Origin of the sequence: Spongiactinospora gelatinilytica (genome assembly GCF_003236385.1) — a bacterium.
In the GTDB taxonomy this organism is placed as follows: Bacteria; Actinomycetota; Actinomycetes; order Streptosporangiales; family Streptosporangiaceae; genus Spongiactinospora; species Spongiactinospora gelatinilytica.
Window position 1 is genome coordinate 1 of record NZ_POUA01000148.1, and the last position, 16,542, is coordinate 16,542.

Here is a 16,542-nt window from a genome sequence, read left to right on the forward strand (position 1 = left end):
GCTTTACGGGGGGTTCGTGGTGGTCCACAATCGCTGCGGGGGACACAGGCAACGCGATTCGATAGGGGCATCATGCAACTCCGCAGGCAAGCCCTGGGGGCGGTCCTCCTGACCCTCGGACTCTTCACATTGGCGTTACTCCTCGCCGTCATGGCGATCGGCTCGGGCTGGGGTGCGGCGCGGGCCGCGGTTCCGGTGCGGGAGGCCGTGCAGGTGGCGGCCTCGTCGGAGGGCGGTGGTGTTCCGGGGGTGCCGACGAGGCCTTCTGAGGTACGGCCGTGTCCGGTGCCGTTGGCTCCGGTCGAGAACGGTGTCGAGAACGGTGTCGAGAACGGTGTCGAGAACGGTGCCGAGAACGGTGCCGAGAACGGTGCCGAGAAGGGCGCGCAGAACAGCATCGAGACCGGTTACGCCTCTATCTGCTGGAACGCTTCGTCCGATGACACCGGGGTCGTCGGATACGACATCTATCGCCTGGACGTCGGCGGTTTCGTCCACGCCGCCAGTACCACCAGCACGGTCGGTGGCTTCTCCGGTGAGCTGGGCCGGCTCTACACGATGTACGTCGTGGCCAAGGACGCGGCGGGCAATGTCAGTCCGCCGTCCAGGCTGATCACGGTGGCCGCGACGCTCGGGATGAGCCCGACCTCCACGCCGACCCCGACGCCCGGGGACCGGGAGCCGCCGTCCCAGCCGACCGGGCTGCGGGACGCGTGCCTGATGGACTATGAGGGGGTCACGTTCTGCTGGCAGCGGTCCACTGACAACGTGGCCGTGACGGCGTATGACGTCTACCGCGAGACCGCGACCGGATACGTGAAGGCCGGCACGTTGGACGGTGCGGGCTCCACGAACTTCATGGAACGTGCGGGCCTGGTCATCGGGCAGCGCTACACCTACGTCGTGGTCGCCAGGGACGCGGCGGGCAACCTCAGTGTGCCGTCCGAACCGCTGTCCGCCCTCGCCAGGGAGGGGCTGCCGTCGCCGTCGCCGACGCCGACCATTGATCCGACGTGCGTGGTGTCGTACCGGGCGGCCACCTGGGGGTCGCGGGTCAACGCGGAGATCACGGTGCGCAACGCGGGTACGACGGCGATCGACGGCTGGACGCTGACCGTGGGCTATCCGGCGGCGGCGTCGTCCGTGCGGCTCGTGTCGGGGTGGTCTGCGGACTGGACCCAGAGCGGTACGGAACTCACGGGCGTGAGCAAGCGGTGGAACAAGGTCCTGCACGCGCGGTCGGCGACGCAGATCGGGTTCACCGCGTCGTACAGCGGGTCCGTACCGGCCCCGGCAACCCTCCGCCTCAACGGCCGGACCTGCGCGACTTCGTAACCGGCCGGCCTTTCCGCTCTCCAGGCCTCTGGGCCTCTGGGCCTCTGGGAGATCTTCTGTCCCCGCGGCGGTGATCCCGCCGCGGGGGCGATGTCCGAGACAGCTCTTGCTCTGCCCCGTGCTCGTGCTCCGGATGTTGCTCGCGCAAGCCGTCGCGCGTGATGTCGAGGCGGCGCGGATGCGGGCCGAGCCGGCGGAGGTCATCTGATGCCGATCGCCGTGGACATCGACGTGATGCCGGCCAAGCGGAAGATGTCGGTGGGGGAACTCGCCGAACGTGTCGGGATCACCCCCGCCAAACTGGCGGTGCTGAAGAACGGCCGGGCCGATGCGGTACGGTTCACGACGCTCGCCGAGCTCTGCGAGGTGCTGGAATGCCGGCCGGGAGACCTGTTGCGCTGGGAACCGGAATCCGATCCCCACCCGAGTCCGAACGGACTCCTGAGGTCATACCGCAAAAGTAGCCGAAGGCCGATCGCATATCCGATTTCGCGACTCCACCTCCCTGGACAGCGAATACACAATTTCCCCGACTCTGTGAATTGGTATGTTGTAAAGCGATTCACCGGCCCTTCACCCGCCGAGCCCCGGTCGATGAATTTCGGACCTCGGCACCGCCCGGCGGCCGGTCGCGCCGGTGGCCTCCAGCCCACCGAACAGGGCGTCCACTCGCACGGTGAGCGCTGGGCACCACCAGCGCGGACACCGTCGCCACCTCCCCTGGCATGACCGAAACTTAGCTCCCAGCCGCCCCTCAGGCCCCTTCCGTCGCTCGTCCCGCCAAAAGCGATCTACCGTTCGGCGCACTCAGACGGCCGCTCGGCGCGCCGCGCTGCCGTTCATCGCTGTGTTAACAATCACCTTCTTGGCGGTGTGAGGGCGCTCGCTTACGTTGCGGGCACCGTTGTTCAGCGGGTGTCACCTCTGAGGGTTCGGTACCGGATGTCGGGTCAGGGTGTCGTGTGCCCTGGGCCCGGCCGTCCGGGGCCGATCGCTGTCCCCTGCGTGATTTCCGCTGGCCCGGCCAGCCGTTTAGGAGGGACAGGCATGGGTCGAATAAGCCGGGGGCGCTTCACCGCGGCATCCGTCGTGAGCGTGGCGGCGTTGCTCGCCGTCGCCAGCGCGACGCCCGCGAGTGGCGCGAACCCGACGAATCCAACGAACCCATCGAACTCGGCCGACCGATCACACCATGGCAGAACGATCAAAGTAACGGTGACCGAGGGCACCAACATGGCGGTCACCGCCACCCCCGGCGGAGGGACCATCGTCATGGACCTCCAGGGCCGGCTCCACACCCTGGCGGGTTCGGGCGGTAACGCCCGTCCCTTCGGGGATCCCCTGCTCGATCCCTTCTGGCCGCGTCTGTCACCGGACGGGCGTGATGTCGCCGTCCAGTCGTTCGCGGATGGCATGTTCCACATCTGGACGGTCTCGCTGCGCACGGGGGCCGCCAGGCAGTTGACCCAGGGCGAGTACGACGACCTCCAGCCCGCGTGGTCGCCCGACGGAAGCAAGATCGCGTTTTCCTCCACCCGGGAGGGCAGTGGCGACATCTGGACCGTGGACGTCCGGACCGGGCGGCTCGACCGGATCACCACCGCCGGTGCCCAGGAGACCCAGCCGACGTGGTCGCCGGACGGCAAGAGCATCGCGTACGTCCGCAGCAACGTCATCGAGAGCATCGACCTGGCCACCGGCGCGGTCAAGACGCTCGTCGCCGCGCGGCCCGGCACCGTGGCGGCCCCGTCGTGGTCGCCGGACGGTGGCAAGATCGCCTTCCTGCGCAGCGAGACCGGAGCGCGCCGGCTCAAGGTCGCCTCGACGCCCGACCGGGAACAGGCGGTCGGCGACCTCACCGACGTCTATCCCTTCCCGCCCGCGTGGCTCTCCGCCGAGGAGATCCTTTACGCGGGCAACGGCAAGGTCGTGGTGTCCAAGGCGGCCGATGGCCAGACCCGCCAGGTGCCGTTCTCCGCGACCTTCGTCCTGAATCGTCCGGTTTATGAGCGCAAGGAGTACGACTTCGATTCCAGCCGCCGCCGTCCGGTGCGCGGCATCGTCGGGCCCGCGTTGTCGCCGGACGGACGTACCGTCCTCTACAAGGCGCTCAATGATCTGTGGGTCCAGCCGGTGAGCAGCCATGGTCATGGTCACGGCCACGGTCACGGGCAGGCGCGGAAGCTGACCGACGACCACTTCTACGAGATCGACGCGGTGTGGTCGCGGGACGGCAAGAAGATCGCGTACGCGTCCGACAAGGCCGGCACCATGGACATCTGGGTGCGCGAGGTCGCGAACGGCAAGGAGCGCAGGGTCACCTCGCTGGCCGGCGCGGAGATCGCCCCCGCGTGGTCGCCGGACGGCCGCCGCCTGGCCTTCCAGAACCAGGGCGGCAAGACGTTCGTGGTGAGCGCGGACGGCGGTGACCCGGCCGAAGTGCTCGGTACCCGCAGTGCTCCGGGACGGCCGAGCTGGTCGGCCGACGGCCGCACGCTCGCGCTGTCGGTCTCCTCCGCCTCGCGCAACCAGATCGAGCTGGTGAACGTCGAGGCCAAGACCAGCAAGGTCGTCGAGCCCGCGCCGTGGCGCTCGATCTCGGTGCGCGGCGACGACGGCCCGGCTTGGTCGCCCGACGGCCGGTGGTTCGCGTTCATCATGGAGACCACCCTGTGGGTGCTGCCGGTCAACCCCGACGGCACGCCCGCGGGCAAGGCGCGGCAGCTCACCCACAAGCCGAGCGACGCGCCCTCGTGGAGCGGCGACTCCAAGACCCTGCTCTACCTGGAGAACGGCGAACTGCGCACGATCTCCAGGGACGGCGGGCGGTCGCGTTCCATCGAGACCGGCGTCGACTACTCGCCCGCCCAGCCCAAGGGCCGGGTCGTCATCCACGCGGGCAAGATGTGGGACGGCAAGAGCGAGAGCCTGCGCGAGAACGTGGACATCACCGTGGTGGGCAACCGGATCCAGGACGTCCGCCCGCACCGGCCCGGCCCGCACCCGCGCGGCTGGAAGGTGATCGACGCCTCGGACCGGACCGTCCTGCCCGGCCTGATCGACATCCACTACCACCAGCAGCTCCAGTCCAAGTTCTACGGCGACCGCCAGGGCAGGCTGCTGCTGTCGTACGGGATCACCACCACCCGCTCCACGGGTGACCAGGCGTACCGGGCGGTCGAGGATCGCGAGGCGGCGCAGGCGGGCGCGCGGATCGGCCCGCGGCACTTCCTCACCGGCGAGATGCTCGAAGGCTCCCGGCTCTCCTGGGACTTCGCCCGTCCCGTGATGAACGAACGGCAGCTCGACCTGGAGTTCTCCCGGGCCAAGGCGCTGGACTTCGACCTGATGAAGACCTACATGCGCTTCCCGCACCGGTTGCAGGCCGAGGTCGCCCAGCGCGGGCACCGGCTCGGCATCCCGACGACCTCGCACTACCTGCACCCGGGCATCGCGTTCGGGGTGGACCAGCAGGAGCACCTGTCCGGGCCGACCCGGTGGGGCTTCGGGTTCTCCCGCAACGCCTCCCAGGGCGTCATGTACGAGGACGTGGTCAAGCTGTTCGGCCAGGGCGGCTTCCCGCTCACCACGACGATGTTCGCCTCCAGCGCCCTGCTGGCGGACGACCCGGGCATGGTCGAGGACCCACGGATCAAGTCCCTCTACACCGGCTGGGAGCAGGACATCCTGGTCGGCGAGCTGAAGTGCGCCCAGGGCACCGGCCCGTGCGGGTCGCTTTCGGGCAACGCGGTGGCGGCCGAGCGCGCGGTGGCGCAGCTCAAGAAGGTGCTGGCGGCGGGCGGTACGGTACTGGCCGGTACCGACGGGCCGCTGGACAACCCGGCGGTCAGCCTGCACCTGAACCTGCGGTCCATGGTCAAGTACGGCATCGCGCCCTTCAAGGCGTTGCAGAGCGCGACGGTGCTGAACGCCAGGGCGCTCGGCATCGAGCACGATCTCGGCAGTGTCGAGCGGGGCAAGCTGGCCGACCTGATGTTCGTCGAGGGCGACCCGCTCGCGGACATCGGCACGCTCGCCAACGTGCGCGGCGTGATGACCAACGGCGCCCTGCACGACGTGCCCGACCTGCTCGAACCGTTCTCCGGTGAGCGGCAGGCCCCGGCCTCGCCCACCAAGCTCGTCGCGCCCGAGCCCTCCGAGGCCGACCACACCCACTGAGGAACGCGTCTCCCGGAGGCGGAGGTCGGCGCGGCCTCCGCCCCGGGAGATCCCAAACCCTCCCCTCCGGGAGATCCCAAACCCTCGCCCCGAAGAGATCCCGAACCTGGGACATCCCGCAGCCCATTTAGGGCGGTGTGATCTATACCTTTTTGGGTGCACATTACGTAGACTGCGATCACCCGATGGCCGCCACCCCTTGGCCCCGGTTCTCGCGCAGCGCGACGGCCGCATGTGGCCATGCGCCGCGCCCTCACCGTCCATCCGCGCCGGTCACGCCTCCAACCGGTGCCGATTCCCTGTCCCTGCCGTTATCGGCCAGAGCCACCCCTCGTCACGCCCCGCGCAGCGGGTAGCGAACGAGCCCATGCCCCGAAACTGGAGGTCACGAGCGACATGACCCACGACTTGGAGACGAACCGGAACCTCGGACGGAGGATGCTGCTCGGCGCGGGAGCCGTGCTGGCGGCAGGTAGCGCGGTACCGGCGATGGCCGGCACCGCCGCGGCGGGTACGAACGGGGGCGTGAAGGTCCCCGCCCCCGACAGCCCGCTCCCCATCATCCCGGTCCCGGCGCAGGTCAAGGCGACCGAGGCGCTCGCGCCGCTGCCCGACGCGCGGCTGTGGTACTGGGACACCGGCGGCTCGGGCGCGCCGGTCATCTTCCTGCACCCGGGTACGGGCAGCTCGGAGAGCTGGCCGTACCAGCAGCCGTACTTCGCCAAGAAGGGCTACCGGGTGATCGCGTACTCCCGGCGCGGCCACTTCAAGTCCGACGCCGGACCCGCGGACCGGACGGGCACCGAGGCGGAGGACCTGCGGCTGCTGCTGGACCACCTGCGCGTGGATCGCTTCCACGGGGTGGGCGTGGCGGCCGGCGGCGGGACCCTGCTGGACTTCGCGCTGTCCCACCCTGAGCGGGTGCGCACGATCACGCTCGCCGGCAGCCTCACCGGCCTGGCGGAACCGGCGTACCAAGAGACGCTCAAGCGACTGCGGCCCGAGGGCTTCTACGACATGGGAGCGGACTTCATCGAGCTCGGCCCGACGTACCGGGCGGCGAACCCGGAGGGGGTCCAGCAGTGGCTGGAGATCCACCACCGGGCCAGCCACACCGACGTCTCGCAGCCGTATGAGAACCGCCCGCTGTGGGCGGACCTCGAACGGCTGGACATCCCCACCTTCCTGGCCTGGGGTGACGGCGACCTCTACAGCCCGCCGAGCGTGCAGCGGCTGCTGGCCGCCCACCTGCGCCGCTCGGCGAGCCTGGTCGTCAACGAGTGCGGCCACCAACCGCACTGGGAGCGATCCGACATCTTCAACCCCGCCCTGCTGAACTTCCTCCGCAGGCACTCCCGCTAGGAACCAAGGGCACGACCGTACGCGCGGTCCCGGAGGGGGACCGCGCGTACGGTCATGTTCCCGGTGTTAGGGTGTGCCGCGCGTTCGGGCGTGCGAAGATCGGGGGGGATGGGCGGTGTCCTTGGAAGGTGCGGCCAGGCTCGGGGTACTGCTTCGTGAGCGCGGGCTTTCGATCAGTACGGCCGAATCGCTGACCGGCGGGCTGCTGGGTGCGGTGATCACCGACATCGCGGGGGCGTCCGACTACTACGCCGGTGGCGTCACCACGTACGCCACGGCCTCGAAGGCCGCCGTACTGTCGGTGGACCCGGCGGTCCTCGCCACGCTCGGCCCGGTGAGCGGTACCACGGCGGAGCAGATGGCCGCTGGGGTGCGCGGACTGTTCGCCACCTCGATCGGGCTGTCCACCACCGGCGTCGCCGGCCCGACCGCCCAGGACGGCAAGCCGGTCGGCCTGGTCTTCATCGGCCTCTCCGACGAGTCGGGCACCTTCAGCCGGGAGTTCATGAGCAGCGGCGAATCCCGCGAGGAGGTCCGACACCAGACCGTGGAGTTCGCCCTCGACCTCCTGATCGACCACCTGACCGGCCGAACCCCCGAATGACCACGGCGGGGGAGGACGATGGTGGTCGTTCTCCCCCGCTGTTCTCTAGGTGGGTCAGTGGGAGGTGGTGGCGCTTTCCTGGGCCAGGCGTTCCTCACCGGAGAGGGTGTTGAGCGGCTTTTCCTTGATGAACAGCACCGCGAGCAGGGCCAGGGCGGTCAGGGGGACGCCGATCAGGAAGAGGTCGGCGGTGGCCGTGGCGTAGACGTCCTGGACGATGGCGCGCAGGGGGGCCGGGAGTTGGGCGACGTTCGGTACGGCCTGCGACTCGCCGCCGCCTCCGGTCGCGCCCGCCAGGGCCGGGAGGCGCTCGGTGAGTGACGAGGTGACCTGGTTGGCGAGTACCGCGCCCAGGGCGCTGACGCCGACCGCGCCGCCCATGCTGCGGAAGAAGGTCAGGGCCGAGGTGGCCACGCCGAGGTCGCTGGCGGGGACGTCGTTCTGTGCGGCGAGCACGAGGTTCTGCATGAGCATGCCGACGCCGATGCCGAGCACCGCCATGTAGACCATGAGCACCGGGACGCTGGTCTGCCCGCCGATCGTGCTCAGCAGCACCATCCCGGCGAGCATGATGATCCCGCCGGCCACCAGGAACGCCTTCCAGCGGCCCCACTTGGTGATGAGCTGCCCGGCCACGGTGGAGGAGATCAGCAGGCCGAAGACCATCGGCAGGCTCATCAGCCCGGCCACGGTCGGCGACTTGCCCAACGCGACCTGGAAGTACTGCGACAGGAACACCGTGCCGCCGAACATCGCGACGCCGACCAGCACACTGGCCACCGTGGCCAGGGCGACCGTGCGGTTCCTGAACAGGCTGAGCGGGATGATCGGCTCGGCGGCCCGCGACTCGACCCACAGGGCGAGCGCCAGGACCAGCAGCCCGCCGCCGACCAGGCCGACGGTCCACCACGAGCCCCACTCGAACTTGTTGCCGGCCAGCGAGGACCACACCAGCAGCGTGCTCACGCCGAGCGTGATCAGGAACGCGCCCAGGTAGTCGACCTTGACCTGCTTGCGGACCACCGGCAGGTCGAGGGTGCGCTGCAGCAGTACGATCGCCACGATCGTGAACGGCACGCCGATCAGGAAGCACCAGCGCCAGCCCAGCCAGGAGGTGTCCACGAGGAGGCCGCCGATCAGCGGGCCGATGACCGTGCCGACGCCGAACACCGCGCCGAAGATACCGGCGTAGCGGCCGAGTTCGCGCGGCGGGATCAGGGCGGCCATGACGATCATCGCGAGCGCGCTCATGCCGCCCGCGCCGATGCCCTGCACGACCCGGCTGACGATCAGGATCTCCACATTGGGCGTCAGGCCGGCGATCAGCGATCCCACCACGAAAAGCCCGAGGGAGAGCTGGATCAGCAGTTTCTTGTTGTAGAGGTCGGCCATCTTGCCCCACAGTGGCACCGTGGCGGTCATGGCCAGCAGTTCGGCGGTGACGATCCAGGTGTAGACCGTCTGCGAGCCGCCCAGGTCAGGGACGATGACGGGCAGCGCGTTGGCCACGATGGTGGAGGCCAGGATGGACACGAACATGCCCACCATCAGCCCGGACAGCGCCTGCAACACCTTTCTCCGGGATGTCGGGGCGGCGGGCGCGGTCACGGATTTCGACTCCGCGTCGGTCGTTGTCATGCTTCCTCAGGTTTCTCAGCGGTTTTCGCAGCGCGTACGCAAAGCAAGCGGCAGGTCACAGTGCCCGGCCGGCGTCGTGGGCCGGGCCGGGGCAGGAGGGCCGACATCAGGGTTCGGGGAGGCCGGCGGCCAGGCGGTCGAAGGCGTCGTCGAGCAGGTCGGTCATGGGCACGGACCCCTTCGTCCGGCTCCACCGCAGCATCGCCACGCGGAAGGCGGCCAGGCCGACGGCGGAGAGCAGTTCCGGATAGCCGCCGGCGGCCCGCTCCGGGCCGATCCGCTCGGCCACGGCGGCGGCCAGGGCGCGTTCGTTCGCGAACCCGCCGGACACCAGCCGGGGCAGCAGTGACGGGTTCTCCTCGATCACCTTGATCCGCAGGCGGACCTCTTCGGCGCGTTGCTCCATGCATTCGGCCTGTCCGCGCAGCACCAGGCGGAGCGCCTGGAGGGCGGTGAGGCCGGCGGGCGCGGAGGCCAGCGACTTGGGCCATGCGGTCTCGACGTCGGCGGGGGCGACCAGGAGGGCGTCCTCCTTGGAGGGGAAGTAGTTGAAGAAGGTGCGGGACGAGACGTCGGCCGCCTCGGCGATGTCCTCCACCGTCACGCCCGCCAGGCCGCGCTCGGCGACCAGGCGCAGCGCCGCCTCGGCGAGGGCCGCCCGGGTCTCCAGCTTCTTGCGGTCTCTCCGCCCGAGTTCTTCAACACTGCCCACACTGTCCACATACGGCCAAACGAGCGAGGGAAGCGAAGAATTTCAGACTGAGCAAAGTTTCATGCTCTGAAAGCAGGTGATGTCGGTCACAGTGCCGCTGACCTGGCGTTCAGTGCGGCTCCGAGGTCGCGGACCCGGCGGGCGATCTCCGGTGTGGCCTCCAAGGTGAACTCCGCGCCCAGCGCGGCGATGGCCGCCACGTACTGCACGACGAGCGCGGGGGAGTCGGCGCTCACTCGTACCGCGCACTCGCCGGGGCCGAGGTCCCGGACCTCGCCGGGGATCGCCGCGAACACCCGGGTGCGCAGGTCGGCGGCGGCCAGCCGTACGGTCATCCGGGCGGTGTGCCGGTAGGTGGCGCGGGCGAACGCGCGGGTCACGTACTCGGCCGGGTCGTCCGCGGGTAGTTCGCGTGGGGTGAAGCGCTGGTGCGTGGGACGCGGTCCGGTGATGCGGTCCGCCCGGAACGTCCGCCAGTCCGCGCGCCCGGGGTCGTACGCGAGCAGGTACCACCGGCCGCCGAAGGTGACCAGGTTGTACGGCTCGACCAGGCGGTCCTCCTCGTCGCGGTGGCGAAAGGCCAGCATCCGCCGGTCGTGTGAGGCCGAGGCCAGCACGGCCAGCACCCCGGCGTCCACCCGTGGCACGTTCCGGTACGGCACGGCGGCCGTCACGTCGCCGAGCGTGGCCAGCCGGGGGCGCAGCCGGGCGGGCAGCACCCGTTCCAGCTTGGCCAGCGCCCGCATCGAGCTGTCCTCGATCCCGGCCACGCTGCCGCCCGCCGCGGTCACCAGGCCGAGCGCCACCGCCACGGCCTCCTCGTCGTCGAGCAGCAGCGGCGGCAGGTCGCGGCCGGAGATCAGCCGGTAGCCGCCCGCGATGCCGGTGGTGCCCTCCACCGGGTAGTCCAGCGCGCGCAGCCGTTCGATGTCGCGCCGGATCGTGCGGACCGTGACGCCGAGGCGTTCGGCCAGCTCGGGCCCCGGCCAGTCGGGGCGGCTCTGGAGCAGGGAGAGCAGCTTCAGCAGCCGCCCTGGCATGTTCCCGCGCACGGAAATGGGGTCGGTCACTTTTCCAGGTTGACGTACTTTGCGGACAAGATGTGTCCGCAAGGTTTCCTAGGGTGGCCGTATGACTGAGACACCGGAGAACATCCGCGGGCCGGTCTTCAGGCCCGCAGCGGAGGGTTACGACGACGAGCGGACGGGTTTCCAGCGCCTGGCGACCCACCGGCCCGACCTGATCGTGGGGGCGACCGGCGTGGACGACGTGCGCGCCGCCGTACGGCACGCCGCCGCGCTCGGCGCGCGGGTCGCGGTACAGGCCGCCGGGCACGGCGTCAACGAGCCGATGGACGGCGGAGTGCTGATCAGCACCCGGCGGATGACCGACGTCCGGGCGGATCCGGCCGCGCGTACCGCGTGGGTCGAGGCGGGCGCACCCTGGGCGAAGGTGATCGAGGCGACGGCCCCGCACGGGCTCGCGCCGATGTCGGGCAGCTCGCCGGGGGTCGGCGCGGTGCCGTACACGCTGGGCGGCGGCCTCGGGCTGATGGCCAGGAAGTACGGCTTCGCCGCCGACCACGTGCGGCGGCTGACCATGGTCACCGCGGACGGCCGGGTCGTCGAGGTGACGCCGGACGGCGAGCCGGACCTGTTCTGGGCGCTGCGCGGCGGGGCCGGCGGGCTCGGCGTGGTCACCGGCATGGAGATCGGCCTGCTGCCGGTCACGCAGCTGTACGGCGGTGGCCTGTTCTTCGACGTCGCCGAGGTGCCCGGCGTGCTGGAGGCGTGGCGGCACTGGACCGAGACCGTGCCCGAGGAGATGACCTCGGCGGTGGCGATGCTGCCGTTCCCCGACCTGCCCATGGTGCCGGAGGCGCTGCGCGGGAAGTACGCCGCCCAGGTGCAGATCGCGTTCCTGGGCACCGAGGAGGAGGGCCGGCGGCTGGTCGAGCCGCTGCGCGACGTCGGGCCGCGGCTGCGCGACACACTGCGCGAGATCCGTTACACCGAGTCGGCCGCCGTGTTCGACGAGCCCGACCAGCCGCACGCCTTCCAGTCCCAGAACCGGCTGCTGCGCGATCTCGACCCGGGCCTGCTGGCCACGCTGCCGAAGACCGGCGGGCCGTCCGCGCCGATCATGTGCGTCGTGCAGATGCGGCACTTGGGCGGCGCGCTGGCCCGCCCGCCGCGCGTCCCGAGCGCGGTCGGCCACCGGGCCGCGGCCTACTCGCTGAACGCCCTTTCCATGGTGGGGCCGGGCCAGGAGGAGATCGCGCGCAGGCTCCACCACGACGTGCTGGCCCCGTTCGAGGACCAGGCGCTGGGCCGGGGGATCAACTTCGGCTTCGGGCGGCTGACCGAGCAGGAGGCGCGGACCGCTTTCGACCCGGGCGACTACGACCGGCTCGCCGAACTCAAGGCGCGCCACGACCCGAACGGGATGTTTCACGCCAACTATCCGATCTCCCTGGATAAGCGCGATCAGTGACATCGCTGCCACGCAATGCTGACGAAAGATGCCTGACATACACGGGTGAATACCGACTGTGCAAGGGATGGCTGCGCGCCGTGGGGGCGGTGCGCCTGACCTAGCGGAACATGGGCGAAGACGCTGGACAAACCAGCGTTCTTCGCCCAATATTGCCGGTGCCGGTCCGGTATAGGTCTTGTTGTTGAAGACTGGAGCGGTCTAGCCCGCGGCGCTCTTTCCGGCAGGCCCCGCACTTCGCGCTAAACAGGGGTTTCCGATATCGCGCCGAGAAAGCTAGGATTCTTCACTACTACCTGACTACGCTTTACCCGTGTGTTTTCACACGCCTCCCGCATGTCCCGCACGACCCCCCGTGTGTACGCGAAGGGACGCGATGAAGACGAGCCAGTCCGCCGGCCGGGCGCACTAGCGGGAACCACCATGAAGGCGACCGGCATCATCCTTTGTGGCCCGCCCGCCAGCGGTAAGAGCACCATCACCCGCGCGCTGCACGACCTGGACCCTCGTTTCGTGCCGGTGCGCAACCTCGTCGTCGGGCCCGACGCCGCCGACGACCACGACCAGGTCACCGACGAGCAGGTCGATCGGCTCCGCCGGGCCGGGCGGATCATCTCCGACATCCGGCGCGAGGGCGGGCGGTACGCGATCGACCGCCACCCGATCGAGCACATGGCCCAGGCCGGGCTCGTCCCGGTGATCCACGTGTGCGGCCGGCCCGACGTACGGCGGCTGTCCGCGCTGGGCGAGTGGGTGCGCGTGCTGCTCTGGGCCCCCAGGGAGATCTGTCACGAACGGCTGCGCCGCAGGGACGGCTGCGGCGCGGGCGGCGCGGCGGGCGTCACCGCCGGCCAGGACGTCCTGGACCCCGTCCAGGTCACCGCCGACGACCCGCTGTTCCACCTGCGCATCGCCACCGACGAGACGCCGCCCGACCACGCCGCCCGCGAGATCGCCGACGCGTTCATCGCCGCGACCCGCCCGGCGAAGGCCGTCCGGCCTCAGTCGCGCACGGCGGGCTCCGTGGCCGGGTCCTGACGGCGGCGGATCACCAGCCAGTTGATCACCCACAGCACCAGGCCGATGGCCAAAAGGACGCCCGCCCGGGCGTAGACCTCCACCGGGCGTCCGGTCAGCGGGCTGGCCAGTACCAGCGCCAGCACCGCGCCGAGCACCGGCAGCGCGGTCGGCGCCCGATAGTGCGCGTGCTCCACCTGGTCCCTGCGGAGCACCAGCACCGTGACGTTCACCACCGTGAACACGCACAGCAGCAGGAACGCCGTCGTGTCGCCCAGGCCCTCGATCCCGCCGGTCGAGATCAGCCCGATGGCCAGCAGCGTGGTGAACACGATGCCGATCACCGGAGTGCGGCGGCGCGGATCGACCCACCCCAGCCCCCTGGGCACGACCCGCTCGTTGGCCAGCCCGTACACCAGCCGGGAGGCCATCATCATGTTGATCAACGCGGTGTTGGACAGGGCGAAGATGGCGATGGCCGCGAAGACCTGCGGCGGGAAGCTGATCCCGCCCGCCTTGACCACCTCCAGCAGCGGCCCGCTCGACTCCGCGAGCACCCGGTGGTCCACCAGCAGCGAAGAGGTGATCGCGACCAGGATGTAGACGGTGCTGGTGATCGCCACGCCCAGGAAGATCGCCCGGGGGAAGTTGCGGGAGGGGTCGGTGGTCTCCTCGGCCATGTTGACCGAGTCCTCGAAGCCGACGAACGCGAAGAACGCCAGCGCCGTGCTCCCCAGCAGGGCGAACATCAGCCCGCCCGCCTCCCCCGAGTCGATGTGGACCAGCCGGCTCGGCTCGCCGAGCCCGTTGACCAGCGCGTATACGCCGATGCCGATGATGATCAGCAGCCCGCTCACCTCGACGACGGTGAGCACGATGTTGGTCCGCACCGACTCCGAAACGCCCCGGTAGTTCAGCAGCGCGACCGCGATGATGAAGATCACCCCGACCACGGCGGCCGGGATCGCGATGAACTCCCTCAGGTAGTCGCCGCCGATCGCCAGCGAGGCGGCGCTGGCCGAGGTCAGCCCCGAGCACATGACGGCGAACGCCACCATGAACGTGAAGAACGGGACCTTGAACGCCCGCTGGGTGTAGAGCGCGGCCCCGGCCGCCTGCGGGTACTTGGTCACCAGCTCGACGTAGGACATCGCGGTCAGCACCGCGATGACGAAGCCGACCAGGAACGGCAGCCACAGGGCCCCGCCGACCCGGCCCGCCACCGCGCCGGTCAGCGCGTAGACGCCGGTGCCGAGGATGTCGCCGACGATGAACAGCACGAGTAGTTTGGGGCCGATCGCCCGCTTCAGTGGGACGGGTTCGGCTGCCGCTGTGGGGCTCGCGGGGGGAGTCATGTCTGAGCTCGTTCCCGCCGTCAATGTTCTTGACACTGGCTGGTTGCGAAACACCTTCAGTGTGCCGGACCTGGTCGGGCAGGTGATCGTGATGCCGGTGTCCGGCAGGATCGATGACCGGATCAAGACGATCGGCCGGCGGGGGACCTGCCGGAAATGGGGGGAGGTCTGCCCGATCGGGCTGAAGATCCCGATGAACTATCGCGGGCGCACCGAGGTGACGCTCGGGCGGGCGGCGAGGCCCGGGGAGAAGTACGACGTCATGGCGCCGATCGGCGGCCCCGGGGAGTTGCACTGCGTGCCGTACGTGGGGCGGCGGGTGCGGTCGGTGGGGGAGTTGCTGCGGGAGCGCGGCGTGACGTCCCTGGCGTACTCGACGGGCGGGAAACGGCGGTCTCAGGTGCCCGGCGACTGGTACGTCCACGAGGGGACGCTCACCGCCCCGGACGCCGCGCTGCTCCTCGTCGGGCCGGACAGGACCCCCCGCGATACGGGGCCGAAGACGACCGGCGACTTCTGCTGATCCCTTCCTGACCTGCTGATCAGTTGACCCGCGTCGTGTTCGGCGACGGGTCGTTCCGGCATGCCCGAAAACCAGGGCTGCCGCCTTCTTTCTGCCGATGACGGGGTTTCGCATGCTCGCCGTAGGTTTCGCTCGCTCTGCCCTGCCGTCCGTTCCCTTACGGACCGGGCACCGGATGTTCGCCGTGGTGGTCGCCCTGGCCGCTGCGCTGCGCGTGGTGACCATGCTCGGGTACCGGCCCGCCCGGCTCTACTGGGGCGACTCGAACACGCGGTGCTGTCCGACATGGTGTCGCGCTGTGGGCGCGGACCATGACGTTCGCCGACTGCTCGGTGATCCGCCCGCCCGCCGCCGAGGCCCGGCTGTGCCCCGACGGGACGGTGGTGGACGCCGCCTCGGAGTACATCTGGGCGCCCGGCTCGGCGATCAACCTGCTGCCCGGCGGCCGGGACGGCAACAACGACCTGGCCCGGTCGTTCGCGCTGCGGGCCATCGCCGCCCAGCGCCTGCCACCGACGTTTTCCGGGATTCCGCCCCGCCGGCCGCGCGGATCGGCCCATGCCGGGCCGGCGGCCAGGCAGGCGACCGGAATGACCGGCAGTACGTAGCGGTGGTCGAAGTCCAGTACCGCCACCGGCACGACCAGCAGCGCCACCGCGGTCAGCCACGGCAGCGCCGCCGACCGCCGGACGAGCAGCGCGCCCGCCCCGCCAAGGAGCAGGATCGCGTACGGTTGCCTGCGGGGAGAACCGAGTGAAGAGGAGACGGGGCGATGACGCGGCACGACCAGCCCGGGGGCGGCGCCGGGCGTGGGCCGCTTCGGGGCGATGCCGAGCATGAGCGCAACCTGGCGCTCTTCCGGATCGTCCACGAGGTGGCCACCCACCATGCCGGCCGGCCGGTGCCCGCCGTACTGGCCACGCTTCGCGACCGGGTGCCGCGCGCCCCCGGTCTGGGCCTGGACGAGGGGGCCCTGCTCCGCATCGCGCACGAGATCAGCGTCGGGCACGACCCTTCCGGGCTATGACCGGCGGGGCCTGAGCGACCTCGGGGCACCCTGATATCTCAGGGGTCGGGGATCAGGGGCGGCTCAGGGATACCGCCGGATGCCTCCGGGGGGCGTTCGGCGAGATCCTTCTTGCATGCTGCTCGTGAGAGGGATCTACCCGCTGATCGCCTGCCTGGGGGTCGTCGCGGCGGTGGTCGCGCTGGCCGTCGGCCTGCTCGACACCGACCCGCGGCTCGACGCCTTCGGGATGACGATCGGTGAGTACGCCGTGGTGAGCGAGGGGGTCGCCACGGAGTTCGGGATGCTCTCTCTCGG

Annotated in this window: 14 protein-coding genes and 1 pseudogene; 10 read left to right on the forward strand and 5 right to left on the reverse strand. The window is 70.4% G+C overall.

Annotated elements, in window-relative coordinates:
* Positions 1-285 precede the first annotated feature (285 nt).
* From C1I98_RS19335 to C1I98_RS19360, 5 genes are all read left to right on the forward strand, one after another.
* Positions 286-1,335, forward strand: a complete 1,050-nt coding sequence (locus C1I98_RS19335) for a cellulose binding domain-containing protein (RefSeq protein ID WP_111168851.1) — start codon at positions 286-288, stop codon at positions 1,333-1,335.
* Positions 1,336-1,542: 207 nt separating this feature from the next.
* Positions 1,543-2,064 (forward strand): helix-turn-helix domain-containing protein, encoded by a 522-nt coding sequence (locus C1I98_RS46365; RefSeq protein ID WP_438672096.1) that lies wholly within the window; start codon positions 1,543-1,545, stop codon positions 2,062-2,064.
* Positions 2,065-2,550: 486 nt separating this feature from the next.
* Complete coding sequence (locus C1I98_RS19350; protein ID WP_199537051.1) at positions 2,551-5,514, forward strand: amidohydrolase family protein; 2,964 nt, start codon at positions 2,551-2,553, stop codon at positions 5,512-5,514.
* Positions 5,515-5,910: 396 nt separating this feature from the next.
* On the forward strand, positions 5,911-6,876 hold the full coding sequence (locus tag C1I98_RS19355) for an alpha/beta fold hydrolase (RefSeq protein ID WP_158558097.1): 966 nt from the start codon (positions 5,911-5,913) through the stop codon (positions 6,874-6,876).
* Positions 6,877-6,991: 115 nt separating this feature from the next.
* Positions 6,992-7,480 carry a CinA family protein gene (locus C1I98_RS19360; protein ID WP_158558098.1) on the forward strand — a complete coding sequence of 163 codons (489 nt, stop codon included), beginning with the start codon at positions 6,992-6,994 and terminating at the stop codon, positions 7,478-7,480.
* Positions 7,481-7,534: 54 nt separating this feature from the next.
* On the opposite strand, the gene C1I98_RS19365 is transcribed toward C1I98_RS19360, so the two are convergent.
* The 3 genes from C1I98_RS19365 to C1I98_RS19375 form a co-directional block, all read right to left on the reverse strand.
* Positions 7,535-9,118: an MDR family MFS transporter gene (locus tag C1I98_RS19365; RefSeq protein ID WP_111168855.1), complete on the reverse strand. Its 1,584-nt coding sequence runs from the start codon at positions 9,116-9,118 to the stop codon at positions 7,535-7,537.
* Positions 9,119-9,224: 106 nt separating this feature from the next.
* On the reverse strand, positions 9,225-9,830 hold the full coding sequence (locus C1I98_RS19370) for an acyl-CoA-like ligand-binding transcription factor (RefSeq protein ID WP_111168856.1): 606 nt from the start codon (positions 9,828-9,830) through the stop codon (positions 9,225-9,227).
* An 86-nt stretch (positions 9,831-9,916) separates the two neighbouring features.
* Positions 9,917-10,870, reverse strand: a complete 954-nt coding sequence (locus C1I98_RS19375; RefSeq protein WP_111168862.1) for a helix-turn-helix transcriptional regulator — start codon at positions 10,868-10,870, stop codon at positions 9,917-9,919.
* A gap of 91 nt (positions 10,871-10,961) precedes the next feature.
* On the opposite strand from C1I98_RS19375, the gene C1I98_RS19380 reads away from it, so the two are divergent.
* Both C1I98_RS19380 and C1I98_RS19385 read left to right on the forward strand, forming a co-directional pair.
* Positions 10,962-12,323, forward strand: coding sequence for an FAD-binding oxidoreductase (locus C1I98_RS19380; protein WP_111168857.1), 1,362 nt, complete (start codon positions 10,962-10,964; stop codon positions 12,321-12,323).
* 423 nt (positions 12,324-12,746) lie between these two features.
* Positions 12,747-13,361 carry an AAA family ATPase gene (locus tag C1I98_RS19385; RefSeq protein WP_158558099.1) on the forward strand — a complete coding sequence of 205 codons (615 nt, stop codon included), beginning with the start codon at positions 12,747-12,749 and terminating at the stop codon, positions 13,359-13,361.
* Here C1I98_RS19385 and C1I98_RS19390 read toward each other — a convergent pair.
* On the reverse strand, positions 13,325-14,695 hold the full coding sequence (locus tag C1I98_RS19390) for an APC family permease (protein ID WP_111168859.1): 1,371 nt from the start codon (positions 14,693-14,695) through the stop codon (positions 13,325-13,327). The two genes, C1I98_RS19385 and C1I98_RS19390, sit on opposite strands and share 37 nt — an antisense overlap.
* A 43-nt stretch (positions 14,696-14,738) precedes the next feature.
* On the opposite strand from C1I98_RS19390, the gene C1I98_RS19395 reads away from it, so the two are divergent.
* Complete coding sequence (locus C1I98_RS19395) at positions 14,739-15,218, forward strand: hypothetical protein (protein WP_146607521.1); 480 nt, start codon at positions 14,739-14,741, stop codon at positions 15,216-15,218.
* A gap of 157 nt (positions 15,219-15,375) precedes the next feature.
* Here the strand turns inward: C1I98_RS19395 and C1I98_RS41520 are convergent, their stop codons facing one another.
* A complete protein-coding gene (locus C1I98_RS41520) occupies positions 15,376-16,089 on the reverse strand; it encodes a hypothetical protein (RefSeq protein WP_199537052.1) in 714 nt (237 codons plus the stop codon).
* 3 nt (positions 16,090-16,092) lie between these two features.
* Here C1I98_RS41520 and C1I98_RS44015 point away from each other — a divergent pair, with 3 nt between their 5' ends.
* Together C1I98_RS44015 and C1I98_RS19410 are read left to right on the forward strand one after the other, a co-directional pair.
* A complete protein-coding gene (locus C1I98_RS44015; RefSeq protein ID WP_233508001.1) occupies positions 16,093-16,245 on the forward strand; it encodes a hypothetical protein in 153 nt (50 codons plus the stop codon).
* A gap of 115 nt (positions 16,246-16,360) precedes the next feature.
* A pseudogene (locus tag C1I98_RS19410) lies at positions 16,361-16,542 on the forward strand (DUF998 domain-containing protein); the annotation flags it as partial.

Coding starts and splice junctions, on each gene's coding strand:
- C1I98_RS46365 (WP_438672096.1), top strand. CDS start 1,543: ATGCCGATCGCCGTGGACATCGACGTGATGCCGGCCAAGCGGAAGATG.
- C1I98_RS19355 (WP_158558097.1), top strand. CDS start 5,911: ATGACCCACGACTTGGAGACGAACCGGAACCTCGGACGGAGGATGCTG.
- C1I98_RS19365 (WP_111168855.1), bottom strand. CDS start 9,118: ATGACAACGACCGACGCGGAGTCGAAATCCGTGACCGCGCCCGCCGCC.
- C1I98_RS19375 (WP_111168862.1), bottom strand. CDS start 10,870: ATGCCAGGGCGGCTGCTGAAGCTGCTCTCCCTGCTCCAGAGCCGCCCC.
- C1I98_RS19380 (WP_111168857.1), top strand. CDS start 10,962: ATGACTGAGACACCGGAGAACATCCGCGGGCCGGTCTTCAGGCCCGCA.
- C1I98_RS19385 (WP_158558099.1), top strand. CDS start 12,747: ATGAAGGCGACCGGCATCATCCTTTGTGGCCCGCCCGCCAGCGGTAAG.
- C1I98_RS19390 (WP_111168859.1), bottom strand. CDS start 14,695: ATGACTCCCCCCGCGAGCCCCACAGCGGCAGCCGAACCCGTCCCACTG.